This window comes from Petrotoga sp. 9T1HF07.CasAA.8.2 (genome assembly GCF_002895585.1).
Taxonomy (GTDB): Bacteria; Thermotogota; Thermotogae; order Petrotogales; family Petrotogaceae; genus Petrotoga; species Petrotoga mobilis.
On sequence record NZ_AZRI01000029.1, the window covers coordinates 89,123 to 115,229 of the forward strand.

The following is a 26,107-nucleotide window of genomic DNA, read 5'->3' on the forward strand; positions in this document are numbered from 1 at the left end:
TAAGCAAGTAATGTGATAAAATAATTATACCATTAGAACTCCTCTTGTTTCAAGAAAGGAGAAAAATTATGAAGGCATGGGAAAACGAATTTAATAGAAGAAGAAACGCCAAACCAAAAAAAGATAACATCGAAAAATGGGAAGATGTAGAAAAAATGAATGTTTTCCCAAAAGAGATATTGGTAACCCTTTGGGATAGTAAAGTTCCAGGTTCTAACGCCCCGGAATCTCTCATCGTTGGTGCAGTCCAATCTGTAGAAAATATGGGTAAAAACGTAAACCAAGCGGAGTTATTGCTGGATAAAGGATTCGAAGCATTAAAAAATAAAGATTACTCTAAATTAAAGGCTATAACTTCAGAAATTTTCTTTTCTCTTTCTAAAGCCGATTCATTGGACAATAACGCATACGAAAAGTATGATAGACCTTTGGACTGGGAAGATATCTCTAACTCTTTTCCTAAGCAAAAATTTAACAATATTGATAATCTAAAAGACAAGATTCATGGTGGTTGGTTAGGCCAACTTGCAGGTGGATCTATGGGAACCAAACTTGAAGGGTATACCCACGATGCGTTGGAAGAAACATATTCTGACCAATTGGGTACTTACATAGGTGAGGTTTCAACGATCAACGACGATGTAACCTATGAATTAATTTTTCTCAAAACTTACGAAGAGAAGTGGGAAAGGATCACTTCAAAGGATTTAGCAAAAAATTGGATATCCTACATACCATTTGGATGGAGTGCTGAGTTGATAGCCCTTGAAAATATTAAAAGAGGAATATTCCCACCCGAATCAGGATTTTTTAATAACCCATTTCAAGAATGGATAGGAGCACAGATGAGATGCATGGTTCATGGTTTATTGCAACCTGGCGATCCATATAATGCCGCAAAGTTATCGTTTATAGATTCACAAGTATCCCATAGTGGTAACGGTATATACGGTGGCATACATAGTGCGGTTATGACATCTTTGGCTTTTTCTGAAAAAGATCCAAGAAAAATAATAGAAAAGTCATTGGATTATATCCCCAAAAATACCGAATTTAAAAAAGTCGTAGATAATGTAGTAAAATATTGTCAAGCAAATAATGATTGGATCAACGTCCTCAGAAAAACAGAGGACAATTTCCAAAGGTATAATTGGGTACATCTGTATCCCAATACCGCCTCTGTTTTGACTTCTCTGTGGTTTGGAGAAGGGGATTTTGATAAAACAATGAAGATCGTATCTTCTTTCGGTTACGACGTTGATTGTAATGCTGGTGAGGTAGGTACGATATTGGGGATCATGTATGGTGCAAACGATTTCCCTTCTTATTGGTCAGACCCTTTGAAAGACACGTTGGAAACCTATTTACCAGATTTTTCAAAGATAAAAATCTCTACATTAGCACAATGGACATTTAAATTAAGTACCCAAAAGGGAATTAATAGATCGTAAAGATTATGGGTGGACAGCGGGGCGAAGGGGGCGCTAAAGCAGATAGCAAAGTTCATAAAAATAGTATAATAAATCGTATGGGGAGGTGTAAAATATGAAAAGATTCACATTTTTTGTGTTCATTGTTATTCTCTTTTCTTTCACAGCTTTTGCCGTACCACAAAGGGTAGCATACGTAATAAACGGTTCCCTTGGGGACCAATCCTTTTATGACTCTGGTTACGCTGGCATAAAACAACTGGAAACTGATTATGGGGTTCAAACAAGGGTAATTGAATGCAACTTTGATCCTTCGCTCTATTATCAAAGTTTACTCACAGCCGCAAATTGGGCAGATGTTATATTCGTAATCTCTTATGGTTTTGAAGAAGAATTAAAAACCATAGCAGCACAATTTCCCAATAAGATATTCGTTAATATTGACACCGTAGTTGAAGATAAACAGGGTATAATATCAAACGTTGATTACGTTGAAGAAGAAGGGGCTTTCATGGCTGGAGTTGTAGCAGGTATCGTTACAACAATGACGGAATTGGAAGGGATAAATCCCCAAAAACTAATAGGGGTTGTAGGCGGAGATGACGATATAGTCATCAGATCCTTTGTATATGGTTATGAACAAGGGGCACATTACATAGATCCGGAAATTGAAGTAAGAACGATATACGTGGGAAGTTGGGATGACCCTGCCAAAGGAAAACAAGCCGCTTTACAACTTTATTCTCAAGGTGTGGATGTAATATTTCAAATCGCAAGTTTAACCGGTACAGGTGTATTACAAGCCGCCCAGGAAGAAGGGAAATATGCTATTGGCGTAGATTCAAATCAAAATGGCCTTGCCCCAGGCCACGTGATCACCAGCGATCTTAAAGAAGTTGGAAAATCCATTGAACTAGTATTTAAAGACATAGTAGAGGGGAGATATGAACCCGGTACGTTGTACAAGCTCGGATTAAAAGCCGGAGCGGTAGGATTGGCTATCGATGAATATACATATCAGATTCTTCCTCAAGAAACTGTAGAAAAAATATTACAGATCCAGCAAGATGTAGCGGATGGAAAGATTGTGGTCAAAGAGTATAGATAATAATAATCCATAGGTGGTTCTAAATGTCATATATACAAATAAAAGATATTTATAAAGTATACCCACCTGATGTTTTAGCCTTGGAAGGAGTGAATTTCTCCTTAGAAAAAGGAGAAATTCACTCTATTATTGGCGAAAACGGAGCCGGAAAAAGCACGTTGATGAAGATCTTATACGGTATGGTACCTCCATCCAGTGGGGAGATCTTTATCAATAGTCAAGAACAAAAAATAACTAACCCAAACGTAGCTATTAAACTTGGGATAGGTATGGTTCACCAAGAATTTATGCTCGTTCCTTCTTTTAAGGTATACGAGAACGTTGTTCTGGGTATGGAAAAGACAAAAAATTTCGGCTTCTTAGATAAAGAAAAAATATTAAATGAGTTAGAAGAGATTACCAAAAAGTTTAGTTTGGCTGTTGATTTACAAGCAACTACTTCTAACCTCTCTGTCGCAGCCCAACAAAAAGTGGAGATTCTAAAATTGTTGTACAGAAAGGTTGACACATTGATTTTTGATGAACCAACAGCGGTATTAACACCTCAAGAAACTCAGCAACTATTCAAAGAGATAAGAAATATTAGAGATACCGGTAAAACCATTGTTTTTATCAGTCATAAATTGGAAGAAGTATTGGAAATCTCAGACATCATAACAGTTATGAGAAGAGGAAAAATTATCTCAACTTTAAAGAACGATAACCTTTCAAAAGGTGAATTGGCAAAAATGATGGTGGGTAAAGAGGTCATGCTAACAGTGAAGAAGGTCCCAAAAGAACCAGGTAAAGAGGTTTTTAAATGTGAAAATTTGACCGTTGCTTCGAATAAAACAAAGATAAACCTATTGTCAAACATCAATATTGTTATTAGATCAGGTGAGATAGTTGGTTTAGCAGGTGTCGAAGGCAACGGTCAATACGAGATTGTACAAACAATAATCGGTGAAATTTATCCGGATCACGGAAAAATTTTTATAGAAGATCAAAATATCACAGAGTTCCCTATTAGAAAAAGAAGAAGACTAATAAGTTATATTCCTGCCGATAGAAAAAGATTTGGATTAGCTTTGAACGCTGTTTTAGTAGAAAATCTTTCAATGACTCACCACTTAGGTGAAAGATTATCAAAATTCAAATACATCATGGATTGGAAAAAGGCTAAAAAATTTGCGAAAGATTTGATCAATCAATACAACATCCTTTCAAGAAGTATAAACGATGTTCCTAAAAGTCTTTCCGGAGGAAATCAGCAGAAATTAATAGTTGCACGTGAATTCAGCCTCGATGCGCCTTTTTTGCTTTTGGACCAACCAACCAGAGGATTAGATGTTGGTTCAATCGAATATGTTCATAACGTTATCCTTGAAATGAGAGAAAAAGGGAAAGGGATTCTGATGATCTCTGCAGATCTGGATGAACTTTTATCTATGTGCGATAGGTTGTACGTGGTACGAAAAGGAGAAATAGTGGCTGAATTAGACCCCAAAATTCACTCAAAAGAAGAAGTGGGCGAATACATGTTGGGGGCTAAACTATGAAAAGTTTAAATAAAATATTAACAGGAATCATTGGTATAGCCTTGTCTTTTCTTGCAGCTGCGGTTTTGATAAAACTCCAGGGAAATTCCCCTATCGAAGCTTATCGAGCATTATTTAATTACGGATTAGCTTCATGGTTTTCTCTTTCTTCAACTTTAAACAACGCTACCCCATTGATATTAACGGGTATGGCTGCAGCAATAGCATTCAGTTCAAACGTGGTGAACCTTGGAGAACCAGGACAACTAATTGTTGGAGCTTTGACCGCTGCGCTTTTAGGATACTATCTACCCATACCAGGAATCTTGGGGATATTTGTTATTTTGGTAATTTCTGGTATCGTTGGGGGCTTATATGGCGGCTTGGCTGGTGTACTAAAAAAGTATTATAAAATGGATGAATTTATAACCACTTTAATGCTGAATTTCATAGCAGATTACTTGACTTTGTACTTGGCGACCTACCCATTTTTGGATGAAAACTCGTATGTTCCCGCCACTCATATGATAAAAAGAGAATTTTTTCTTCCCACTATAAACGGAATAAATATCAGTTTTTTCATAGCGATTTTTATGGTCTTTGTTTCATTTTTTGTTGTGACTTATCTAAAAAAAGGTTACGAATGGCGTATGATGGGACATAATTATGATTTTTCAAAGATAGGTGGCTGTAAAAATGAAGAAAATTTAATCTGGGTTATGTTTTACACAGGGTTCCTTTCCGGCTTAGCAGGTGCTTTGTTGATATTAGGTGGGACTCAACATAGGTTTATTAAAGGAATAGGAGCAAATTATGGCTGGGATGGAGTAATGCTTGCCATAGTGGGAGGTAACGGAGTAGTTGAAACTTCAGTTTTTGCAATATTCTTCGGGTTTCTTAAAGCAGGTGGAATAGGTATGGAATTCGAGGTATCAATACCTTCTGAATTCACAATGGTTCTTCAGGCTATAATCGTTTTATTGGTTGTTGCAACAAGGAGTACGATATCTTACTACAGTGATAAAATCAAAGCTTCTCTGAAAGCAAAAAGAGTGGTGAAATCCTCTGACTGATATAATTTCTTTATTAATTAGAGACAGTTTCAGTAGCGCAACTCCTATACTTCTTGCAGCGTTGGGGGGCACTTTTACCTATTACGCTAACGTATTCAACATTGCTATGGAAGGTATGATGCTTATCGGGGCTTTCTTCGGAGTTTTGGGAAGCTATCTTTTTCAAAGTTGGGCAATGGGCATGTTGTTTGCAGTGATTTCCGGAGCTGTTGTTGCCCTGATTTTTTCGGCATTTGCATTGTCCCTTAAAACAGACGAATTCTTGACAGGAATCGGTATAAATATGCTCGCTTTGGGTGGAACTACGTACCTTTTAAGGAATATTTTCGACGTAAAAGGTGCTTTCATATCTCCAAAGATAGAATCTCTTCCAACATGGGACATACCCATTTTAAATCAAATTCCTATTCTTTCACAAATATTGAACAATCATCCTTTTATTGTTTACATAACAATACTTTTAGCCTTGTTGTTAGAAGTTATAATATTTCACACGAAATTTGGTCTCAGACTTAGGGCAACAGGGGAAGATCCAGAAACCACAAGATCTTTAGGCATTAGCCCTAATAAAATGAAGTTTACCTCTATACTACTTTCAGGTATACTTTCTTCCATGGCTGGAACATACTTATCCTTAGGCTACGTTACCCTTTTCAGCGAAAATATGTCAAACGGTAGAGGATGGATATCTTTGGCTATAATAATCTTGGTAAAAGGTCGTCCTTTAGGAATACTTTTAATGTCTTTGCTGTTCGGATTTTTTGAAAGTGTGACTTTCACTCTTCAAAACTTCAATATCCCACCACAAATCACTTCCATGTTACCTTATGTAATTACTCTGGTGGTCTTATTCTTATACAGTTCCAACAAAAGCAAAGAAAAAAATGAATAAAATTAAGAAAACAGAAGAAAAATTGAGTTAATTGACTATAATTCCGTCTAATCTCCTCTAATCCCCCATAATCAAGTTTGCAATTTAAATTATTTAGGGATATACTATGAATGAGCAGTTCCGAAAACGTTTGCATAATAATTGTAACAAGGTGGTTTTTTATGAATAAGCAAATAACCATAAAAGATATAGCAAAAGAAGCAGGGGTTTCCATATCAACTGTTTCAAGGGTAGTAAACAGTTCCTTACCGGTAAAAAAAGAAACAAAAGAAAAAGTCTTAAAGGCAATTGAAAAGTTGAATTATTATCCCGATTCTCTCGCCAGGAGTTTAAGAGTTGGATACACCAAGACAATAGGTATTATCATTCCAAATATTGCCAACCCTTTTTTTGCAACTATAGTAAGAGGAGCAGAAGATTTTCTAAGATCAAAAGGCTTTTCTTTGATTATATGCAATTCTGATAACAACATTGCTGAAGAAAAAAAATTATTTAAAACATTGATCGAAAAGAAAGTCGACGGGATTTTATACTCAGGCATTGGTGACCATGTTGAAAGTCTCATCAATAGAAATGTAAAAACCGTTTTCATAGACAGGATCATTAAAAACAATGAATTTTCTTACGTTTGTTCAAACAACTACAATGGAATGTATAAATTACTTGAATATCTATACAATTCAAATCACAGAAAATTCATATTTATAAGCGGCAAGAGAGAAATATTCAGTGCAGCCGAGAGACTAAGAGCCTTCCAAGATTTTGCAAATGAATACAAGATAGATTACAAAATATTTGAGGGAGAGTACACTCATGAATCGGGGATTTCGGTGGCTAAAAAGATTAAAAGTCTTCCCGACGTTGTGGTATGTGCAAATGACTTGTTGGCTTATGGAGTTATAGAACATTTTAAAACAAAAGGTTTGAAAGTTCCAAAAGATGTAAGCGTCACAGGCTACGATGACATCGCCTTTAGTAAAATGTTCTCGCCACCTTTAACCACTGTGAAACAACCAATATATGAAATGGGAAAAACGGCCGGAGAAATGATCTTTACAATACTTTCAAAAACAATCGATCACATTCCTGTGAAACAGTTTGAGAACGAGATAATAATTCGAGAAAGTACGAGGAGGAGAAACTAATTTGAAAAAGCAAGGCATATTTAATTCTCAGATATCATATTTTGTTGCATCGATGGGGCATAAAGATATGTTAAGTATAGTTGACATGGGTTATCCAATACCAAAAGATGTCACATTTGTTGACTTGGTTTTTGATAAAGGTATACCAAATTTTATCGATACCATAAAAATGGTTTTATACGAATTAGAAGTTGAGAAAGTTATTATTGCTGGTGAGATGGAAGTAAATAATCTTAAAAATTATCAAAAAGTGCTCGATATATTTTCAAATATTGAGATAGAGAAAAAATCACATGAAGAGTTTAAAGATATAGCAAAAAATTCCAAATTTTTTATAAGAACTGGAGAATGTACCCCCTTTTCAAACATTATATTGGTTTCAGGGGTGATTTTTTAATGTTATTAGAGATGGTAGATATTACCAAAACCTTTCCAGGGGTTTTAGCGCTTGACAAAGTCAGTTTCAATTTAAAAGAAAAAGAAATACACGCCTTACTTGGAGAAAATGGGGCTGGCAAAAGTACGTTAATCAAAATACTTGGTGGAATTTATCAGCCAGATAGCGGCGAGATAATTTTAAGTGAGGAAAAAGTAACCTTTCGTTCCCCAATAGAAGCCAAAAAAAGAGGAATATCTATAATACATCAAGAATTAATGCTGGCTGAAAATTTATCGATTGCAGAAAATATATTTTTAGGAAAAGAGAAAGGTAATTTCTTGAATATCGATTTTAAATCTATGGCTATCGAAGCAAAAAAATATCTAAATATGCTTGATTTTGATATTGACCCAAAAATAAAGGTTTCTAATCTAAACGTATCAGAAAAACAGTTGGTAGAAATTGCTAAAGCTATAGCATCACAAGCCAAAATTATCGTTATGGACGAACCTACTGCTACAATTACCGAGCACGAGACACGTACTTTATTTAAGGTTATGCGGGATCTTAAAGAAAAGGGGATTTCTATTATTTTTATAACCCACAAACTCGAAGAAGTTTATCAAATTGCCGATAGAGTAACCGTTCTTAGAGATGGTAAATTGGTTGGTTCTGGAAATTTAGAAGAACTAAACCAAGATGACCTGATAAAGATGATGGTAGGAAGAGAAATAAAAGACATGTTCCCCAAGTTTAATAAGGTAAGAGACAAAATTGCCCTAAAAGTTGAGGAATTTGAAATTCCTGGAAAGGTCTACCCACTTTCTTTTGAAGTTAGGGAAGGGGAAATATTTGGAATAACAGGATTGGTTGGTTGTGGAAAATCAGAACTGGCATTGGGACTTTTTGGGGCATACAAATCAACTTTCAAAAACCTTATTGTAGAAAACCAAAAGGTAGAAGAGCTCAAGTCTCCCTCTCAAGCTTTGAAAAGGGGTATAGTTTTGGTTCCTGAGGATAGAAAAACCCAAGGGCTAGTTCAGCTATTGACTGTTGTTGAGAACATAACCATTCCCAATGCTGAAGAATTCGCTCCTATTTTCAATATTGATTGGAAAAAAGCTATCGAAGAAACTAAAAATCAGGTCCAAAAATATAATATAAAAGTATCGTCTAACAAACAAAAGGTGAAAAACTTATCTGGCGGAAACCAACAGAAGGTTGTATTAGCAAAATTCTTATTAAAACAACCAAAAATTGCCATCCTTGTAGAACCTACTCGGGGAATAGATGTTGGAGCTAAAATTGAAGTTTATAAGCTCATAAACGATTTAGCTAATAGAGGAATGGGAGTGATATTAGTGACTTCAGAGATTCCGGAAATTTTGGGGTTATGTGACAGAACTCTGATAATGCACAGAGGAAAGAAAACAGCTTTATTGGAAAAGGAAGAAATGACACCAGAAAATATACTAAAAGCTGGAATGGGGTTGGTTGAAATTGTTTAAAACTCTCTTAGTTTTTATGAGAAAAAATCCTGCCCTTGTTGGTTTTATCATTTTGTTTGTGGTACTTTCAATTTTTACAGACAGCTTTTTTAATCTCTATAATATCGTTAATGTCATTAGACAAGTTTCAATAATGGCTATCCTCGGTTTCGGAATGACACTTGTAATAATTTCTGGAGGAATAGATCTATCTGTTGGTTCAACCTTTGCTTTTAGTGCTGTTGTTATGGCTTCCATAGTCAAAGATGGAAGAGTCCTATTAGGAATAATTGTAGGCTTATTAATTGGCGCAGCGATAGGGGCATTTAATGGAATTGTCATATCGAAAGGCAAAATCCAACCTTTCATTGTAACATTAGCTACAATGGCTATAGGAAGGAGCTTAACCTTAGCATACACTGAAGGAATCCCCATCTCACTTTTCCCAGATAGTTTTAGATTTTTGGGTAGAGGGGATATATTTGGTATACCAGTCCCCATTTTGATTATGTTAGGTATATTTTTTCTTTCCCTTTACATACTGAAAAAAACAAAATTGGGATTGTATATATACGCAATTGGAGGAAATGAGGAAGCCACGAAACTCAGTGGAGTAAACGTAGATAGATATAAAACCGTTGTTTATATGTTGAGTGGACTTTTTAGTGCGATCAGCGCAATAATCTTGACAGCAAGATTAAACAGCGCTCAAGCCACTTTTGGGCAAGGGTATGAACTTGACGCAATAGCAACAGTCGTTTTGGGTGGAGCAAGTTTAGCTGGAGGAAAAGGTGGAGTGTTAGGAACGTTGTTTGGTGCCCTTCTTCTGGGAACAATTAACAACGGAATGAACTTGATGAATATTTCCCCATTTTATCAAGATTTAGTTAAAGGGGTCATAATACTGTTAGCTGTTCTTTCAGAAAAAGAGGAATAAAAACATTTTTCGATAGGCGAAGGGATAATGCTTTCCCTTTCCTTTTGGGTGGGGAGCGGGGGAAGGGCGCTGAGAAAAACATATCAAAGGAGGTAGAGAAAGATGAGAAAGGTATTAGTATTTGTATTGTTAGTGTTGTTTGTTTCAACGTTTAGTTTTGGAGTAAAGATAGGTTTATCGGTTTCAACATTGAACAACCCATTTTTTGTTGACTTAGCAAACGGTGCTGAAGATAAAGCAAATGAATTAGGGGTAGAACTGTTGGTAGTTGATGCCCGAGACGATCCAGCAAAACAACTAAACGACATAGAAGATCTGATATTACAGAGAGTCGACATGATTTTAGTAAATCCCACGGACAGCGACGCTATTGTATCAGCTATTGAAGAAGCAAACGATGCTAAAATCCCAGTAATAACTGTTGATAGAAGTGCCAATGGTGGAAAAGTTTTGCTCCATATAGCTTCAGACAACGTTGCTGGAGGAATGATGGCAGGTAGTTTTATTGCTGAACAATTAGGAGGAGAAGGAAAGGTTATAGAATTGGTCGGAGTTCCTGGAACTTCTTCTGCAAGAGAAAGAGGTCAAGGTTTCAACGAAGAAATATCGAAATATCCTGGTATTGAAGTAGTAGCCAGACAAACAGCAAACTACAACAGGGCTGAAGGGCTAACCGTTATGGAAAACCTACTTCAGGCCTATCCTGATGTAGACGCCGTTTTTGCTCATAACGATGAAATGGCTTTAGGTGCATTGGAAGCAATAAAGGCTGCTGGGAAATTACAAGATATAATCGTTGTTGGGTTTGATGCCACTCCCGATGCATTAGCTTCTGTTGAAAGTGGTGAACTTAGTGCAACAATAGCTCAACAACCTTACACAATGGGGGAACTGGCAGTTGAAAAAGCTTATGAATATTTGACCACAGAGACAATTTACTTCCCCGTTCCACTTCAATTGGTAACAAAATAACTTAAAAAGGGGCTTTATGCCCCTTTTACTGAAACTATCCAAAGGAGAGATAACCTCATGATCGCTGTAATTGGTAGCAGTAACATGGATATTGTATTCAACGTTGAACATTTTACACTTCCTGGAGAAACCCAAAAAGCCCTTTCCTTGGACTTTTATTTTGGGGGCAAAGGGGCAAATCAAGCAGTTGCAGCCGCTAAGTTATCTGAAAAGCCTGTTTACTTTTGTAGCTGCCTAGGTGATGACGAATATGGGAATCAAATTTCTCAAAACTTTAAAAAGTATAAAATAGAAGGTTATTACGTGCAAAAGAATGAAAAAACAGGTAGGGCTTATATAGAGGTTGATAAAAATGGAGAAAATAGAATAATTATCTTCTCGGGTGCCAACGATAATGTGGACAAAGAGAAAATAGATAAGTTTTTTGATCAATATGGTGATGAAATAGATATTTGTTTATTGCAGAATGAAATTCCCATGCAAAGCGTTGAGTACGCTATTTCTAAGTTAAAAGAAAAAAGGATAACTATTATTTACGATCCTGCCCCTGTTGGAAATACAAAGATAGAAAGTTTAAACGGTATAGATTTTTTAACTCCCAATATTAAAGAGTTTATGTTCCTTTGTGAAAAAGAAAAGATAGATTTCGACGAAAACAACCTCGACAAATCAATGCTTGAATTTAAAAGAATTAGCAAGGTAAAAAATTTGATTGTAAAGATGGGAGATAAAGGCGTTATATACATTGATGAAGATGAAAACTTAGCGAAAATTAAACCTCTAAAAGTAAAAGCTGTTGATAGTACCGGTGCAGGAGACATCTTTAATGGAGCATTTGCCGTAGCTTTTTCAGAAACAAAAGATTTAAAGAAAAGCCTTAACTTTGCCAATACCGCCGCCGCAATTTCTGTTGAAAGAAAAGGAGCTCAGTCTTCAATCCCTAAAAAGGAAGAAGTATTAAAACGCTTTTTATGAATTATTACTGTACAATTGATGCAAAACACCGTTTTTCCTCAAAGGAACGAATAATTTATACATGAAAATTAGTGCGAGCGTATAAAACACTGAACTAATTAAGAACAAGTAAGTATAACCACTTGGTAATACACTTACGATTCCAAATATAAATGCAGCCAAAGACCTTGTCAAAAAATTGGCGGCGTTTCTAAGGCTATATATCGATGTGACTCTATTCTTTGGTAGAGCACTCAAAACAGAGGATGTTTCCACAGGGTTGGTCATATTTGTGAAAGTAAATCTTAGTGCATAAATAACAACAAAAACAAAAGGATTTCGGATGAAACCTAAACATATAATCAACGGAATAACTATACCATTTAAAATGAATGTATATTTAAAAGGACCAAATCTTTTACCAAGTACTGGTGAAAGGGCAGAGCCAGCAGCCGCCCCAAATTGTGCAATTGACAGAGATATACCTATCAAGGAAGGAGACATGTTGAAGAGGTCTTTGTATATAATATTCCCAAAATTGACAAACAATCCCGCTCCAAAAGATATTGCTGCCGTTCTTAAAAGATAGTACTTTAAAATGTATTTTTCTTCTTTGTTGTATTGGGAAAAGTCTAAAACTTTTTGAAGGGTGACTCTTTTATCTCTAACGCTTTCGGGTAATTTTCTTAATAATATGGGTGATATGGCATAACATATCCCTGTTATGTAAAGAGTCAACCCTAAACCCAGATATTCTCCCATAAAACCACCTACGAAATTCCCTAAAACACCGCTAGCCATAAAAATAGCAAAATTGTATCCAAAAGCAGCTCCTCGAGTTGAACTATCGGTAACATCCATCAGATAAGAATCCAAAAGTAATCTCCTAGAGGTCATGAATCCACCATTTAAAAATCCAAGGATTAATAAAATATTTTTATAAGGAAACGTACTTCTGATCAATAATAGAATACCAAAACTTATGGAAGATATAATTATCATTTTTTTCTTTCCGATTCTATCCCCCAGGATCCCTATCAAGATCCCTAGGATGGCAGCACCCAACATCTCTAAAGAGGTCATTCGACCAATGAACTGATTTGTATAACCCAAATCTCTTAAAAATAAATTAAAAACAACCCTATAAATTGCCCAAAAAGAGCTACTTATGGACGAAAAAATAAGCAGATTAATAACCTTTTGCGTCAGTTTACTCACCTCAATATAGTTAGCTTATCTAACTATATTGTACCACCATTTTTTAGAATCTTTTTGGAATTTACATTAAATTTCTTTTAAAAGCAAGATATGTTACTATCCGCTCTTGGTTCGGTGCCCCCTATCAGTACACCATCGTCCGTTCTATATATGAATTGTCCCCTTCCAAAATTAGAGGAATTTAATGAAACCTCTATTTGATGACCTTTATCTACTAAAGACTCTAGAATATACGTCGGAAATTCTTTTTCTACCATAATTTCCTTGCCCTTTACCCATTGCCATCTTGGAGCATCTAAAGCTGCCTGAGGATTCAAATGAAAATCAATAAAATTATTAAGAAATTGTAGATGACCTTGTGGTTGCATGTACCCTCCCATAACTCCAAAAGGCCCTATCGCTTTGTTCTCTTTGGTTATAAATCCAGGTATAATGGTATGGTATGGCCTTTTTAGTGGTTTTAAACAGTTGTGATCTTCTTCATTCAAAGAAAAGCTTGTTCCTCGGTTTTGAAGGCTTATACCAGTATTTGGAACTACTATTCCAGAACCAAATCCCATATAGTTACTTTGAATGAAAGAAACCATATTTCCATCTTTATCCGCAGTTGCAAAGTAAACCGTTCCTCCAGAATATGGATCCCCTGCTTGTGGTAATAATGCATATTCACCTATAAGATTTCTTCGCTGATTTGCATATTCTTCAGATAAAAGGGATTCTACTGACACTTTCATATCTTCTATATCAGTAATATATTTTAAACCATCACTAAAAGCCAATTTTAAGGCTTCTATTTGTTTGTGGTAACTTTCTGGATCTTCTTTACATTTCATTTCAAAGCCTTTTAGTATGTTCAAAGCCATCAAAACAATTATACCTTGTCCATTTGGTGGTAATTCCCATACGTCAAATCCTCTGTAATTTACACTAAGTGGTTCTACCCATATAGGTTCATAACTTTCTAAATCTTCTTGGCAAAAGTAGCCTCCCGTCTTTTTTGAAAATGTAACCATCCTTTGTGCCAACTCTCCAGAATAAAAACTTTTTGCCTTTGTCTCAGCAATTAATTTTAGAGTCTTTGCGTGATAAGTTGATTCCCAAATTTCTCCAACATCAGGTGCCTTCCCATTCGGGGCAAATACTTCAAACCATGTTTTAAAAATTTCTCCCTTCAACTCTTTTTTATACCTTTTAAAAGCGCTCTGCCATGATTTTGCTGTCACAGGCGAAACGGGGAAACCTTCATTTGCATATTTTATGGATGGTTCTAATAAATCTTCAAAAGGAAGGACACCAAATCTATCAGACAAAGTTGCCCAAGCAGCCGGAGCACCTGGAACAGTTACTGATTCCCAACCAAACTGAGGTATTTTTTCAAACCCTTTTTCTTTCATTAGTTCCAAGGTGAGATTTTTTGGAGCGTATCCGCTGGAATTCAATCCATATAGTTTACCGTCTTTGTAAAGTATAGCGAAGGCATCGCTACCTATACCGTTGGAAGTAGGTTCCAAGACGGTCAAGCCTGCTGCCACTGCAACAGCCGCATCGAAGGCATTACCACCTTTTTTTAAAATATCTATACCTATCTCAGAAGCTAATGGGTTTGTTGTTGTTACCATTCCGTTTTTCGCATAAATGGGGATCCTTCTTGATGGATAAGCAAATTTTAATGGATCAAACATCTGAACTACCCCTTTCTTTTAATCTAATTTTAAGGAATGTAATCTATTATATCATTGAAATCAAATAAATGAAAGAGGCGTAGATACAGATTTTTTATGACGATATAACGGGTTAATTTCAGGAGGTGAAGTAATTATGATAAAAGCTACGAAATTCACTAGCATTTTATTAATTTTTCTATTGTTTGTATTTTCATCTTTTGCAACTAATACATCTTACACAGAATTTGCAGATTTGGATAATTTGTCTTTAGTTTCTTCTATTCCTAGTAATCTCAATTTAGTGAAACTGATTGGCGAGACGGAAATGGATCAAGAAGAAAAATCAACTATTACTATAGGCGTATATTATTTAGCTTCTACCGATGATCACACTGTCAAAATAAAAAAATTGAATGATCTAAACTATAATCAAGACTACAGTTCAAATTTTAACTCGATAGCAAGCAAATCACATAACCGATCTAAAAGTCTTTCTGATAAATTTATAAAATCAGATCCAAACGTTAATAATAAAAATCATAAAAACGATTACTCTTATAAAAATGAATTAGCAAATAAGTTTGTTCAGAAAAACAGTAGGTTAGATTACATACTTTCTCTTAACCTTTTTAAACAAAATACGCCAGATTTCATCGAAATTCAACAAAATGTATTCATTTTTTCTTAGAGATATAAAATAAGTATGATACAATGAAGCAAGTATGTTTGTTAGTTTTTTATCATAATTTCTACAAAATCTCAGAGAGGAGGGAACAAAGATGAAAAAAGTTTTCGCAACGTTGTTGGTAGGTATGTTAGCTGTTTTTAGTTTCGCTGCATTTGAAGTAACAGTTGGATATGTAAATACATCTCTAGCCGCTACTGATGTAGATACAGTAGAAGATGTAACGATGCATGGGATCAGTGCAGGTGCAAACTATTTGTTCGATGGATTGGGTGTAGAAGGCGGAGCGTTGTTAGTCGGCGGTTCTTTTGATTACTATTTCCCAACAGAATTTGCTACTAATGCAGCAGTTACAGCTTCCGCTACTGCTACTGAAGAGGTAGCTCAAATGATGGTGGGCGTGAATGCTGGTTACAGGCAGAGTTTAAATGCCTTCTTCCCAGACTTACCATTTGGAATGTATGTCCAAGGGTTGTTTAACTATTCCTTTGGATTAGGAGACGATAAGGTTTTAGCAAATAGTTTAGGTTTCGGCGGTGGAGCTGGAGCAAACTTTGTAGTTCAAAACCTCGACATGAATGTAGGTGCAGATGTCTTATTTGAAAAACCAACAGTAGCTGAGGATTATGACGAAGTTTATAAGAGTGAGTTCCAGTTGAGACCAAAAATCAAGGTTTACGCAGGCGTACAATTCTAATTTAAAAGTAAACAAAATAACTTAAAAACCTCCTTACGGAGGTTTTTTATTTTAATTTTTTTCTCATTTCGATAGCGACTATTCTATACCCTGATTTTAAAAAGAGAGTTTCTAAAAATTTCAAAAATTTTGGCAAAGTTACAATTCTCTGTTTTTGAAAGCCTTTCATCAGATTAATGTATGTCTCGGTGAATCCAAGATTTTTATACAAATTATACGCAACTTTGTTGTTTCCAAAGACATTCAATTCAAGAGATTTTACGTTTTCTTTCTTTAATGTTTCTTCTAATTCTTTTATAGCACTCTTTGCAAGTCCCTTTTTTTGATACTGTGGAAAAATCCTAATATCGTATATAAACGCTTTTTTAGAACTATAATTAACAAAAACCCATATTCTTCCGACGTGTTCGTTATTACCTGTTATAACATTATAACCGTAGTTTTTCCCTTTTTTAACATCTTCGTTCCAGATGGTATCAATTTGATCCTCAGCTCTTGCCAAGGCTTCTTCATATGGAATCAACAAATTCTCAGCCAAAACTTTTGCATATTCTTCATACATTTTCTTTTTGTATATTTCAAACTCTTCTTTGCTCATTAATTCGAGCTTCGTTACCGACACCTCCAAAGGATTTTATCTTTTCTTTTTCACATAAACAACGGTGGGATCCTTTTCTTTTTTTAAAATCTCCTTTATATCTTCCAAATTGGTTGTTTTTTCTTCTATAAATATAATAATTTTTTCTAAATCATCTCTGTATAGTATATAATCACTGTTGTTGAAATTGTCAAACATAATAAAAGCCTCATTAGTGTTTTTAAACTTTTCAAACTTTTCAAACTTTTCTTTGTAATCTTCGTTTTCTATCGAAGTGAAATACTCCGTTTTATAAGGTTTTATTGTATTCAAGATGTTGTAAATTCTTTGGGAAAGGTTCTGGGCAACTGAGAAATTTCCCAAAAATAGCAATCCAAACTTTTTAAAATCTTTTTTATAAACATAATTAACTATTTTCTCGGCATCGTTTGAGTCATCTAAAATGATGTCAGGAACCCCAAATAAACTTTCATATTCGTATAGATCTTTCACCGTTTTATCGTTTGCTTCTTTTACAAAAACACCCAAAATCCCTAAAAATATTGCCAATACCCCTCCAATAGCTAAAGTGAGGGTGGAGTTTGGTGATACAGGGTTTTCTGGAACATAGGCGGAGGTTATTACTTTGAATTTGTTATCGTACAGTGATGCCTTCATTCTTTCTTGCTCTAAGGCAGTTAATAATGTATTATATCTAGCTTGAAGGATGGTTTGTTGTTGTGTTAATAGAAAATATTCGTAAAGAACGGGGGAGCTTTTCGAAATTTCTTCATCTATAACTTGAAGCATATTTTCATATACTTGTCTTGTTACATCGAACAGTTGGAGTTGTGTAATTATCCCCGTGTATTCATTAAAAGTTCCCATATCAATCGATGCAAGAAAGTTTAGATCGTTGGAAAAAATTGTTTCAAGACTCTTTTTTAACTCGTTTTCTAAAACGGTTATTTCTGCTTGCAAAGCACCTATTCTCGGAGAACTAGGGGAATTTAACTTTAAAGTTTCTAATTCTATGGTGTCACTTACTAATTTAGATTTTATATCCTTAACAGGTGTATCTTTTTCTGTGTTTGTTAGTATAAACTCTTTAGTTTCTGGACTCAGTTTGAAAATATTATCTTCTATAGCTTGCTTTCTAATTTCTAATTGGTTTTTATCTGCGTCTAATTTTAGTATATTCATATAGGTTTCTGAATAATAACTAATTAAACTATCGAATGTTTGAGATGAAGTTGAAGAAGAAGCTAACAATTTATTTTTAGTTTGAAAATCTAAAACTTCTTTATTTATCTGATCATATTGCTGAGAAACATCTTCAAATAACGTTTCAACTTGATTCAAATAAGACTGAGAATCCTCAAAATAAAGGTTTTCTGCATAATCGGTGTAGTAAGAATATACAAGTGACACAACCGAAGCAGCCATAGTTGGATCAGAACTTTGGTATCTTATTTCTATCATATTAGTATCTTGAACATTTTGTATATTTATACCTTCTTTTAGTGAATCAATGAGATCTCTTTCTGTTACTTCCGAGCCTCTTAATCGGGCAATTAACCCTTTGTTTTCATTCGCTTTTTCTACAAGGTTGAGCTCTTTTACAACGTTTGCCAACACCCAATCGGATTTCATCCTTTCAATTTCGGTGGTTAAACCAGCTGGAGACGGTTGACTGATTCCTAACAAGTTTGCGGCAGACCCTAAAGAGACACTTGGTTGGGGAGAACTTGATTTGTATTCTATAACCTGTTTTGCTTCATATGTGGGAGTTGTCATGAAAAACAAATAAAACGCTGTTAAAAAGATAGTTAAGAGGAAAATAATTAGAAAAGTCCACTTTCTTCTTTTAAAAATTCTGAGTATGTCTGAAAAGGTTAGTTCTCTTTCTTCTTCCATTTCCATCCTCCAATTTTAAGTTATTTTTTTACTGCGTTTTGAAACTCTGAAAGGTGATATTTGGCGCCCCTTTATTTTGTTTTATGCAAAATATTTTACCATATGGGGCATTTAATTCAAAGGTATTTTTTTATGTTCATATTAAAATCCTTTTTGTACTGCATCAACTCGCATAAACTTCTGAATTGGCAAGAAGAGCAGTCGTAATATTTTTCCCCTGTTTTTGCGTTGTTGTATTTATCATGCATTTCTTCTAAGAACCTTCGTATTTCTCTTTCTTTTACTGCTATAGGAGTGAAATTAGATCTGTTGATGTTTTGAAAAACTTTTTCTAGCCATGTGTAGAATTCTTTAATATCAAAAGATACGTATTTTGCTTTAGACTTGTGCTCTTTATATATAATCTGGCCTTTCTGTATTTTTATAAAATTATCATTTTTATGATCTTTTTTCTTTGATACTACTTGAAATTTTAGATATACATCAGAATTTGTTAATTTGTTTTTCCATTCTTCGCTATTTAATAAGGTTAGGTAATAAATTAGCAATTGTTCACTTTGGAAATTTTTTGATCTTTTGTAATCCATAATTGAGTACGTTCCTGGCAATAGTTGTTCGTCGAATTCATCAAGAAGGTATGCGTAGTTACCGTTTAAAAGATCTACCCTGTCTATTCTCGATGTTAAGTCTACATCATGAAAATTTCCGATATTTATCTTTGAATTTACCTCCAACTCTGTAGCTATAACTTGAGAATAAGTGAGATCTATACCTTTTTTGAAATGGATATAATTTCGATGTATGTCTTCTATACTATCTAAAATATCTTCTGTTATTATTTCACTTTCCACATCTTTTATAGCTTGATAGGTTTGTAAAAAATCGTCTGTATACTCTTCCCAAATATCTTCAATGATATTTTTTATTTCTTCTTTCAATTCTTCTTTGTTGAGAATTTTTTGGGACATAACTTCATAATTTTTGTATTTGGAAAATATCTCTTTCATCACCCTGTGCTTTATAAGTCCATCGAAAAACTTCCCAAAATCTTTATCTCCATTTAATCGACCTTCTATACCTAGGTAATACTTAAACGGGCAATCCACATAAGTAGTAATTTTTGTATGGCTTAACCGTCCAAGATCGGTATTTTTATACAATTGCCAGCTTGGATTAGTTATCTCTTTTTTTAATCTCTCAATATCAGTGTAGTGTTTACTCTGTAAAAATTCTTTCTTCCCGTTCAATATGTAATAAATAGTAGCTTCTGTATCAGAGAATATATTTTCTGGATCTGTTGGTAGGATCTCTTTTTTAGAGAGAAACTCACTGGAATATTTAACGTTTTTAAAGTTGTTCCTAAACTCTTTTTCGTATGGAGAGGGTAGTATTGGTTCTCCACTTAGTTTAGCGTTTGGATATGTAAATATAATATTATCAGCGAAAATCATGGAGATAAACAAGTTTCTTCTACTGATCTTTTCTGAATGTCTGGCGATTAAGGTCCCTTCGTTACTCATAGATGTGATGAAAGGATTGACCTTTATTGAAGGATAGTTTTCTTCGGTAAAGCCGACAAAATATTTGTATTTTTTCTTTACAAATCTTGAGTCCTCAAGGCTCATTATTTCTACCGTATTATCGTACCTTTCGGATTCTCTATACGTTTCAATCTGAATTAGAGAAGAAAGTATTTTGTAGAACTTTTCAATTCCTAAATTTTTATCTGACTTTAGAATTTTTTCCAAATTTTCTTCGACATTGAATACTAGTGTTTCGAAGGCTTTTAATGCATTTAATTGACTCTCAATGGGGAGTACATCCTCGTATGTTTTCAGTATGTTGAAATGAGATAGGTAAGTATCTATCCATTCTTTCACCAACTCTCTGTAATCAGAAACACTGAAGTACCTTTTTCGATCTTTGCTTTTTTGGATATCTTCTAAAAGAGAAAATATGTTTCCCAGACATTTTTTTAATTCCCTTAAGTCTTTGAGTTCTTCGCTTATCCTTTCTATTTCTTCTGTGCCTTTAAGTTGAGAATTTCTTTTTTCTATTTCTTTCTCAATAGTATTCAGCCATTTTTCTTTTCGGTTTTTGAGTGAGGATTTTTGTATGTCATAGAATAAGTTTAAATGCTTTAGATAATTTTCTATCTGCTCCATTGTCAGCTCAGTTACTCCTCCGTAACCACTTTCAATCATCGCCAAGATATCTTCAACTTCACAACCCCTCACCAGCGTTTTAATTGGTTGAAGAAGTATCAAAACTATTTGGCTTTCGTTTAACGAAACATCATTTTTGAACCTGTAAGGTATCTTGGCATCTTCCATATAATCCGCCAATAATTTTGCAGTTGAATTATTGGGAACAACGATCCCCAAATCATCAGGCGAAAGATTTTCACTTATCAATCTTCTTTTTATTTCTTTTGTAAGGATTTCTATTTCAGAAACATCGTTGTTCATGGGAAAGATTTCAATATTAGTATTTTCAAAAATCCGTTTTAAACCTTTCCTTTTCGATTGGAACTCAAACCCTTCATTTTTTAAAAAGTTGTGTATGTTAGTTATTGAATCAAAACTTCTGTCTTCTATGTTGACCCAAGTAATAAAATGGACCTCTTCAAAGAGATCAAAGAAAGCTTTAAGTGTTTTATTAACGGCTGGAGAAATATCAAAAAATCCGGAAATAACGACCCTTTTCCCTATATATTTTTTCCCCTCTTCTTTCAATCTGTTAGGTAAAATCTCATAAAACCATTTGTACACACTAACGGGATCGTAATTTCTTTGGTATTTAATAGACATATCGAACTTCGTTTCTAAAATATCTTCGAGTTTTTTTTCTAATTTTGTGTAAAGCATGTACAAATTAGAATTGTTATCTATAGAATCATCAAGCAACTTGTATTCTTCAGAGGATTCAACGATTTTTTCATCTTCAACCCTTGAAATTTCCCATTTTTTCTCGAAAATATCTAATATGTACTCCACTGATTTTTGAGATTTGGATATAACGTTTAGATATTCAGAAAATTCTTCGTCTTTTTTCTCTTCTTCTATTAAATCCATTATCTCATTTTCGATGTATACCTTCAAAAAATCTCTATCCAGTATTACAGATTGTGGTTGGTATGTTTTTAGCGTCTCAGTCACATATTGGTTTATAACCCTGAAGGCATCACGATTTATAGTTTTTTTTGTTTGTGAGGCAATATATTCTGCCACTTGCTTCACATAAAAACCAGAAGGCCCTAGAAACAAAAAGTTCAGAGGGTCTTCGTTGTAAAAAGGAAGTATAAGATCTCCAACGTTTTTAAAATGTTCTGGATTTAAGTCAAAAAAATAGACCTTCCTCATTTTTTCTACCAGCTTTCTATTTCGTTTCTCACTTCATCGAAGTTATATTCAAATTTGTAAGTCCTATTTTCTCTTTCGTTCCCAAAGAAATCCTTTTCTATATAATCATAGTTGCCACGGTTATATTTGTATTCGATTTCAGTATTTGGAGGCATTCTTAGAGTCAATTGGTAGGTTCCATCATCCATTTTTTCAAACCTATAATTTTCATCTCCCACCAACCAATTGTTGAAGTTCCCCATCATATAAATTGAAGCATCTTCAGGTGTATCTGCTGGAACGGAAGTGATTATAAAAGTGACTTCGAACAAATTTTCATCTTCTTCTGAAAATGAAGGTATTTCTGGGGCTGGTGTAGGAGATGGCTGAGCTGTTGTCGAGGCTTTTTGTGAAGAAAAACCAAAAAGCAAAAGAATTATTGCAAATGGAAGGAAGATTGCTAAAAATCCTTTCAACTCTTTTTCACCTCTCTCATGTTGTAACTCTGTTTTCATTTAATTATATCATATTTATTATCTCAATTCACCGCATTAGATCATATTACATGTCCGTGAAAAAGATTGGTTAAACAGAAGATTAACTCCCTTATACTTCTATTTTTCTATCATCTGTAACTAAAATATAATTTTGTTTCCATTTTTCAACCAAGTTAGCACAGATTTTATTGTATTTGGAATGATCTGCTAGGATATATGCAACTTTTGCTGATTTTATAATTTTCTTTTTAAAATTTGCTTCACTCAGTTCATGGACATAGAAGCCCTCCTCGTTGAATCCGTTAATTCCCATAAAGGCTTTTTTAAACTTATATTTTTCGAAGTTTTGCTCTAAATCAATAAAGTTCATATTACTGGGGATAAATTCTCCGCCTAAAACGTGTAGATTTATTTCAGTGGAGTTAGAAAGGGCGTTTATAATGTATAATGAGTTTGTAACTATATGGCATTTTTTATTAGAGTTGATTAATTCTTCAGTAAAAGCAAGGGTAGTGCTTCCCGCATCGATAAATATTGTGTCATCGTTTTCTACAAATTGAACCGCATACTTTGCAATTTCCAATTTTTCTTTTGCATGTCCTGCAATTTCTTTTTGAAATAGAGGATTAAACCTTTCTTTAGCAATGGCTCCACCATGCGTTCTTTTTATAAGTCCCTCCCTTTCCAAATAATTTAAATCATTTCGAACTGTGGAAAAGGAAACTTTTAATATTTGAGAGAGATCAAAAACTGTGATGCTTCCCTCTTTTTCAAGCAATTGAAGTATTCTTCTTCGTCTTTCTTCTGGAATTAATTTAGTGCTATTTGTTTTCATTTCATAAACTCCTCTTTCTCGATAGATATTCCATAATTATTGTACCATATTTTGTAAGGTCCTCTGTGTGAAAATATTGGACATAACTCTGATTCACTTTTTTGCCAAAAAAAGATAAAATTATCGTTTTTTTGTGAAACTATTTGCGTATTGTAGGCGATTTTTTCAATTTGCGGTTTAAACAATGCTGGTCCATTTGCGGTCTTTGTGTATGGCCCTTTTAAATTTTCGCTTACTAAGAAATAATCTCCAGGAATAGGATCTAATTCTGTTTGTTCTTTGAAGTTATCCGAAAATGAATTAGAACAAAAATGCAAATAATATATGCCATCTTTTTTAATAATATACGGGCATTCGGTATTGTCAAACCATTTAGGTATAGATAACGGTTCGAGAATTTTCCAATCTATCAAGTTTTTAGAGGTAGCTATTCCCACAGTTCCTCTTGCTTTGATCTCACCATCTTTTCTTCTACTACAGAAAACCATGTAAAAATCAGAACCTTCTTGAAAAACATAAGGATCCCTGAAATGTATCATACCATCGTAAGAATTAGTTTCATAAAGATTTGGATCTATTCTTAAAAGTGGTTCGTTATCTGAAATTCTTGTATAGTTCTTGAAATCAGGGGATTTTGAAGTTATTAAACCGATGAGTTGCTCGTTGGGTTTTTTACTGTTTCTTGAAGTGTAAAAGAGATAGTATTCGTTGTTGTAATAAAATGTACTTCCAGTCCAAATAGAGGTATCGTCCCATTTGTTTTGATTTGAGGATAATATAATACCTTCATATTTCCAATTAATTAAATCTTGACTTTTGGCTAAGCCTATTGAAGAATGAAAATGCCTGTCTTCAGGGTCTTTTGTGCTGGGTGATTCTAAAAAATATTTGAACCAAGTACCTTCTTTGTCCTTAAGAAACCAGAGATCCCAAATGTATTTGTTTTTCAATTTAAAGCATGATGAATTTTGCGTCATAAAACATACCTCCTATTTTATTCCTGTGGTAGCAACGCTTTTTACAAACTGGTTTTGTAGGAAAATAAATAATATTATAACAGGAATAGTCATCATAGTAGCAAAAGCCATGATATCTCCCCAGTAGATTGGGGCTTGTCCAAAGAACGTTTGCATTGCAACCGTTAAAGGCCTATATGTGTATCCCCTCGTAACCATCAATGGCCACAAAAAAGAACCCCATTGCATAAGAAAATGAAGAATTGCTACACTTGCCAAAACTGGTCTAGAAAGAGGTAAAACGATTTTCCAATAAATTTTAAACCAACCTGCTCCATCTATTAGAGCTGCTTCTTCCAAATCCTTGGGAAAATTTATGAAAAATTGATAGAGAAGAAATATATAAAGTGGATTAGCAATAAATGGAATTATTTGAACTTGGTAACTATCCAGCCACCCCATCTTGTTGGTTATGAGCAATAGAGGAATGGCAATTGCTTCAAAGGGAATGATAATTAAAGCTACAATTATTGAAACTAGCATTTTTCTTCCTTTGAAAGAGAACCTAGCAAGTCCGTACGCCATCATGCTGTTCACAATTAAACCTGCAATTATAGTTGTACCAACGATCAACACAGAATTGAATAAAAATCTTTGAAAAGGCATCCGATCAAAAACATCTTTGAAATTTTCTATACTAATCGTAGTGGGTATAAAACCTTTTATTGAAGACATTTGATTGACTATGTCTATCTCACTTGGATTAAGAGACACGGAGATCATGTACAAAAGTGGGAATAAAAAAAAGATGGCGAGAATTATCATTAAAATATAACTAATAATTCTATTAATAATTATCATTCTTTTTCTACTTCTTTGCCTCATCAAAACACCTCTCTTTCTTCTCTCAGGAGAATTCTTTGAATTAAAGAAACCCCTAAAATAATGAGAAAAAATATCACCGTTAAAGAAGATGCATAACCAACGTTTTGCATCCTAAATCCTTGATTATATATATGTAACATTACTGTATATGTCGAATAATTTGGACCACCGCTTGTCATAATGTATACTTGATCGAATAATTTGAAAGCGAGTATCGTGGTAGAGATAATTACGAATATACTTGTATTTTTTAGTTGGGGAAGAGTGATATATATAAATTGTTTCCATTTGTTTGCTCCATCTATTGTTGCTGCTTCATACAATGATTCGGGAATTTCTTGCAATCCCGCAAGAAATATCAGCATTTGAAAACCTACTCCTTGCCAAATAGATAAAAACATTATTGTCGGGAAAGCGATTCTTTCGGTGCTAAGAAAATCTATAGGCTCCCAGTTCCCAAATGTAATGAAAGAAAGGATGGCGTTTATCGTTCCCTCAGGATGATATAAAAATGTCCATATTACTGCAACAACTACCATCGTTGTTACGGTAGGTAAAAAGTATATCGTCCTAAACGTCGTACTACCTTTTATTTTTTGGTTTACGAGTATCGCTAAAAATAAGGCAAAAATGGTTTGAAGAGGGACAACTATGGCTACGAAATAAAAATTATTTAGTAGGGCTTTTCCAAAGAGGTCATCGCCTAACATTCTAACATAATTGCTAAATCCAACAAATCTAGGTGGAATAGGAGAAATTAAACGAGTATTCGTAAAGGATAAATAAAAAGCAAAAAAGAAAGGAATTATTAAAAATACGAACAGTAAAATACTTGCAGGTAATAAAAAAGGTAAAGCCTGCTTAAGCCCCCTTTGTTTATAACTCATTTTCCTACTTTTCTCTGCTTTATTCAACTTTATTCACCTCTTTATCTACTTCAT

General features: G+C 34.2%; 23 protein-coding genes. 13 read left to right on the forward strand and 10 right to left on the reverse strand.

What is annotated here, in order from left to right; genetic code table 11:
* Positions 1–68: 68 nt before the first annotated feature.
* The 11 genes from X925_RS06300 (at position 69) to rbsK (ending at position 11,915) form a co-directional block, all read left to right on the forward strand.
* Entirely contained in the window at positions 69–1,451 is a 1,383-nt protein-coding gene (locus X925_RS06300; protein ID WP_121959456.1) for an ADP-ribosylglycohydrolase family protein, read from the forward strand.
* 94 nt (positions 1,452–1,545) lie between these two features.
* Positions 1,546–2,538, forward strand: coding sequence for a BMP family ABC transporter substrate-binding protein (locus tag X925_RS06305; RefSeq protein ID WP_121959457.1), 993 nt, complete (start codon positions 1,546–1,548; stop codon positions 2,536–2,538).
* A 23-nt stretch (positions 2,539–2,561) separates the two neighbouring features.
* Entirely contained in the window at positions 2,562–4,076 is a 1,515-nt protein-coding gene (locus X925_RS06310; protein ID WP_121514959.1) for an ABC transporter ATP-binding protein, read from the forward strand.
* A complete protein-coding gene (locus X925_RS06315; RefSeq protein WP_103064926.1) occupies positions 4,073–5,128 on the forward strand; it encodes an ABC transporter permease in 1,056 nt (351 codons plus the stop codon). The genes X925_RS06310 and X925_RS06315 overlap by 4 nt, the downstream gene beginning before the upstream one ends.
* A 16-nt stretch (positions 5,129–5,144) precedes the next feature.
* Positions 5,145–6,020 carry an ABC transporter permease gene (locus tag X925_RS06320; RefSeq protein ID WP_121959458.1) on the forward strand — a complete coding sequence of 292 codons (876 nt, stop codon included), beginning with the start codon at positions 5,145–5,147 and terminating at the stop codon, positions 6,018–6,020.
* Positions 6,021–6,181: 161 nt separating this feature from the next.
* Positions 6,182–7,165, forward strand: coding sequence for a LacI family DNA-binding transcriptional regulator (locus X925_RS06325; RefSeq protein WP_121959459.1), 984 nt, complete (start codon positions 6,182–6,184; stop codon positions 7,163–7,165).
* A gap of 1 nt (position 7,166) precedes the next feature.
* Positions 7,167–7,562 (forward strand): D-ribose pyranase, encoded by a 396-nt coding sequence (rbsD, locus tag X925_RS06330; RefSeq protein ID WP_121959460.1) that lies wholly within the window; start codon positions 7,167–7,169, stop codon positions 7,560–7,562.
* Positions 7,562–9,052: a sugar ABC transporter ATP-binding protein gene (locus X925_RS06335; protein WP_121959461.1), complete on the forward strand. Its 1,491-nt coding sequence runs from the start codon at positions 7,562–7,564 to the stop codon at positions 9,050–9,052. Before rbsD ends, X925_RS06335 begins: the two co-directional genes overlap by 1 nt.
* Positions 9,053–9,068: 16 nt before the next feature.
* Positions 9,069–9,968, forward strand: a complete 900-nt coding sequence (locus X925_RS06340; RefSeq protein WP_041534308.1) for an ABC transporter permease — start codon at positions 9,069–9,071, stop codon at positions 9,966–9,968.
* 102 nt (positions 9,969–10,070) lie between these two features.
* Complete coding sequence (rbsB, locus tag X925_RS06345; RefSeq protein ID WP_012208749.1) at positions 10,071–10,940, forward strand: ribose ABC transporter substrate-binding protein RbsB; 870 nt, start codon at positions 10,071–10,073, stop codon at positions 10,938–10,940.
* 57 nt (positions 10,941–10,997) lie between these two features.
* Positions 10,998–11,915: a ribokinase gene (rbsK, locus tag X925_RS06350; RefSeq protein ID WP_103064931.1), complete on the forward strand. Its 918-nt coding sequence runs from the start codon at positions 10,998–11,000 to the stop codon at positions 11,913–11,915.
* Here the strand turns inward: rbsK and X925_RS06355 are convergent.
* Together X925_RS06355 and X925_RS06360 are read right to left on the reverse strand one after the other, a co-directional pair.
* Entirely contained in the window at positions 11,910–13,112 is a 1,203-nt protein-coding gene (locus X925_RS06355) for an MFS transporter (RefSeq protein WP_158245183.1), read from the reverse strand. The genes rbsK and X925_RS06355 overlap by 6 nt on opposite strands.
* Before the next feature lie 77 nt (positions 13,113–13,189).
* Entirely contained in the window at positions 13,190–14,794 is a 1,605-nt protein-coding gene (locus X925_RS06360) for a gamma-glutamyltransferase family protein (protein ID WP_121959462.1), read from the reverse strand.
* Between the two features lie 136 nt (positions 14,795–14,930).
* On the opposite strand from X925_RS06360, the gene X925_RS06365 reads away from it, so the two are divergent.
* Together X925_RS06365 and X925_RS06370 are read left to right on the forward strand one after the other, a co-directional pair.
* Positions 14,931–15,464 (forward strand): hypothetical protein, encoded by a 534-nt coding sequence (locus X925_RS06365; protein WP_121959463.1) that lies wholly within the window; start codon positions 14,931–14,933, stop codon positions 15,462–15,464.
* A gap of 91 nt (positions 15,465–15,555) precedes the next feature.
* On the forward strand, positions 15,556–16,158 hold the full coding sequence (locus tag X925_RS06370; protein ID WP_121959464.1) for an outer membrane beta-barrel protein: 603 nt from the start codon (positions 15,556–15,558) through the stop codon (positions 16,156–16,158).
* Between the two features lie 46 nt (positions 16,159–16,204).
* Here X925_RS06370 and X925_RS06375 read toward each other — a convergent pair whose 3' ends face one another.
* From X925_RS06375 to X925_RS06410, 8 genes are all read right to left on the reverse strand, one after another.
* Positions 16,205–16,756 (reverse strand): N-acetyltransferase, encoded by a 552-nt coding sequence (locus X925_RS06375; RefSeq protein WP_103064936.1) that lies wholly within the window; start codon positions 16,754–16,756, stop codon positions 16,205–16,207.
* 36 nt (positions 16,757–16,792) lie between these two features.
* A complete protein-coding gene (locus tag X925_RS06380; protein WP_158245432.1) occupies positions 16,793–18,652 on the reverse strand; it encodes a GumC family protein in 1,860 nt (619 codons plus the stop codon).
* 116 nt (positions 18,653–18,768) lie between these two features.
* Positions 18,769–22,014: a PD-(D/E)XK nuclease family protein gene (locus X925_RS06385; protein ID WP_121959466.1), complete on the reverse strand. Its 3,246-nt coding sequence runs from the start codon at positions 22,012–22,014 to the stop codon at positions 18,769–18,771.
* A 5-nt stretch (positions 22,015–22,019) separates the two neighbouring features.
* Positions 22,020–22,469 (reverse strand): hypothetical protein, encoded by a 450-nt coding sequence (locus X925_RS06390; protein ID WP_146026693.1) that lies wholly within the window; start codon positions 22,467–22,469, stop codon positions 22,020–22,022.
* Between the two features lie 130 nt (positions 22,470–22,599).
* The gene (locus X925_RS06395) at positions 22,600–23,325 is read right to left on the reverse strand and encodes a DeoR/GlpR family DNA-binding transcription regulator (RefSeq protein ID WP_121959468.1); all 726 of its coding nucleotides are present in this window, start codon (positions 23,323–23,325) and stop codon (positions 22,600–22,602) included.
* Positions 23,322–24,302, reverse strand: a complete 981-nt coding sequence (locus tag X925_RS06400) for a glycoside hydrolase family 68 protein (RefSeq protein ID WP_103066633.1) — start codon at positions 24,300–24,302, stop codon at positions 23,322–23,324. Before X925_RS06400 ends, X925_RS06395 begins: the two co-directional genes overlap by 4 nt.
* Before the next feature lie 12 nt (positions 24,303–24,314).
* Complete coding sequence (locus X925_RS06405; protein ID WP_169924946.1) at positions 24,315–25,166, reverse strand: carbohydrate ABC transporter permease; 852 nt, start codon at positions 25,164–25,166, stop codon at positions 24,315–24,317.
* On the reverse strand, positions 25,166–26,080 hold the full coding sequence (locus X925_RS06410; protein WP_199171504.1) for a carbohydrate ABC transporter permease: 915 nt from the start codon (positions 26,078–26,080) through the stop codon (positions 25,166–25,168). The genes X925_RS06405 and X925_RS06410 overlap by 1 nt, the downstream gene beginning before the upstream one ends.
* Positions 26,081–26,107: the final 27 nt, after the last annotated feature.

What these genes read in the sequence shown, in the direction of transcription:
- X925_RS06365 (WP_121959463.1), top strand. Translation starts at nt 14,931, where the DNA reads ATGATAAAAGCTACGAAATTCACTAGCATTTTATTAATTTTTCTATTG.
- rbsB (WP_012208749.1), top strand. Translation starts at nt 10,071, where the DNA reads ATGAGAAAGGTATTAGTATTTGTATTGTTAGTGTTGTTTGTTTCAACG.
- X925_RS06305 (WP_121959457.1), top strand. Translation starts at nt 1,546, where the DNA reads ATGAAAAGATTCACATTTTTTGTGTTCATTGTTATTCTCTTTTCTTTC.
- rbsK (WP_103064931.1), top strand. Translation starts at nt 10,998, where the DNA reads ATGATCGCTGTAATTGGTAGCAGTAACATGGATATTGTATTCAACGTT.
- X925_RS06310 (WP_121514959.1), top strand. Translation starts at nt 2,562, where the DNA reads ATGTCATATATACAAATAAAAGATATTTATAAAGTATACCCACCTGAT.
- X925_RS06360 (WP_121959462.1), bottom strand. Translation starts at nt 14,794, where the DNA reads ATGTTTGATCCATTAAAATTTGCTTATCCATCAAGAAGGATCCCCATT.
- X925_RS06315 (WP_103064926.1), top strand. Translation starts at nt 4,073, where the DNA reads ATGAAAAGTTTAAATAAAATATTAACAGGAATCATTGGTATAGCCTTG.
- X925_RS06335 (WP_121959461.1), top strand. Translation starts at nt 7,562, where the DNA reads ATGTTATTAGAGATGGTAGATATTACCAAAACCTTTCCAGGGGTTTTA.
- X925_RS06400 (WP_103066633.1), bottom strand. Translation starts at nt 24,302, where the DNA reads ATGACGCAAAATTCATCATGCTTTAAATTGAAAAACAAATACATTTGG.
- X925_RS06370 (WP_121959464.1), top strand. Translation starts at nt 15,556, where the DNA reads ATGAAAAAAGTTTTCGCAACGTTGTTGGTAGGTATGTTAGCTGTTTTT.
- X925_RS06300 (WP_121959456.1), top strand. Translation starts at nt 69, where the DNA reads ATGAAGGCATGGGAAAACGAATTTAATAGAAGAAGAAACGCCAAACCA.
- X925_RS06405 (WP_169924946.1), bottom strand. Translation starts at nt 25,166, where the DNA reads ATGAGGCAAAGAAGTAGAAAAAGAATGATAATTATTAATAGAATTATT.
- X925_RS06340 (WP_041534308.1), top strand. Translation starts at nt 9,069, where the DNA reads ATGAGAAAAAATCCTGCCCTTGTTGGTTTTATCATTTTGTTTGTGGTA.
- X925_RS06325 (WP_121959459.1), top strand. Translation starts at nt 6,182, where the DNA reads ATGAATAAGCAAATAACCATAAAAGATATAGCAAAAGAAGCAGGGGTT.
- X925_RS06385 (WP_121959466.1), bottom strand. Translation starts at nt 22,014, where the DNA reads ATGAGGAAGGTCTATTTTTTTGACTTAAATCCAGAACATTTTAAAAAC.
- X925_RS06395 (WP_121959468.1), bottom strand. Translation starts at nt 23,325, where the DNA reads ATGAAAACAAATAGCACTAAATTAATTCCAGAAGAAAGACGAAGAAGA.
- X925_RS06380 (WP_158245432.1), bottom strand. Translation starts at nt 18,652, where the DNA reads ATGGAAGAAGAAAGAGAACTAACCTTTTCAGACATACTCAGAATTTTT.
- X925_RS06375 (WP_103064936.1), bottom strand. Translation starts at nt 16,756, where the DNA reads ATGAGCAAAGAAGAGTTTGAAATATACAAAAAGAAAATGTATGAAGAA.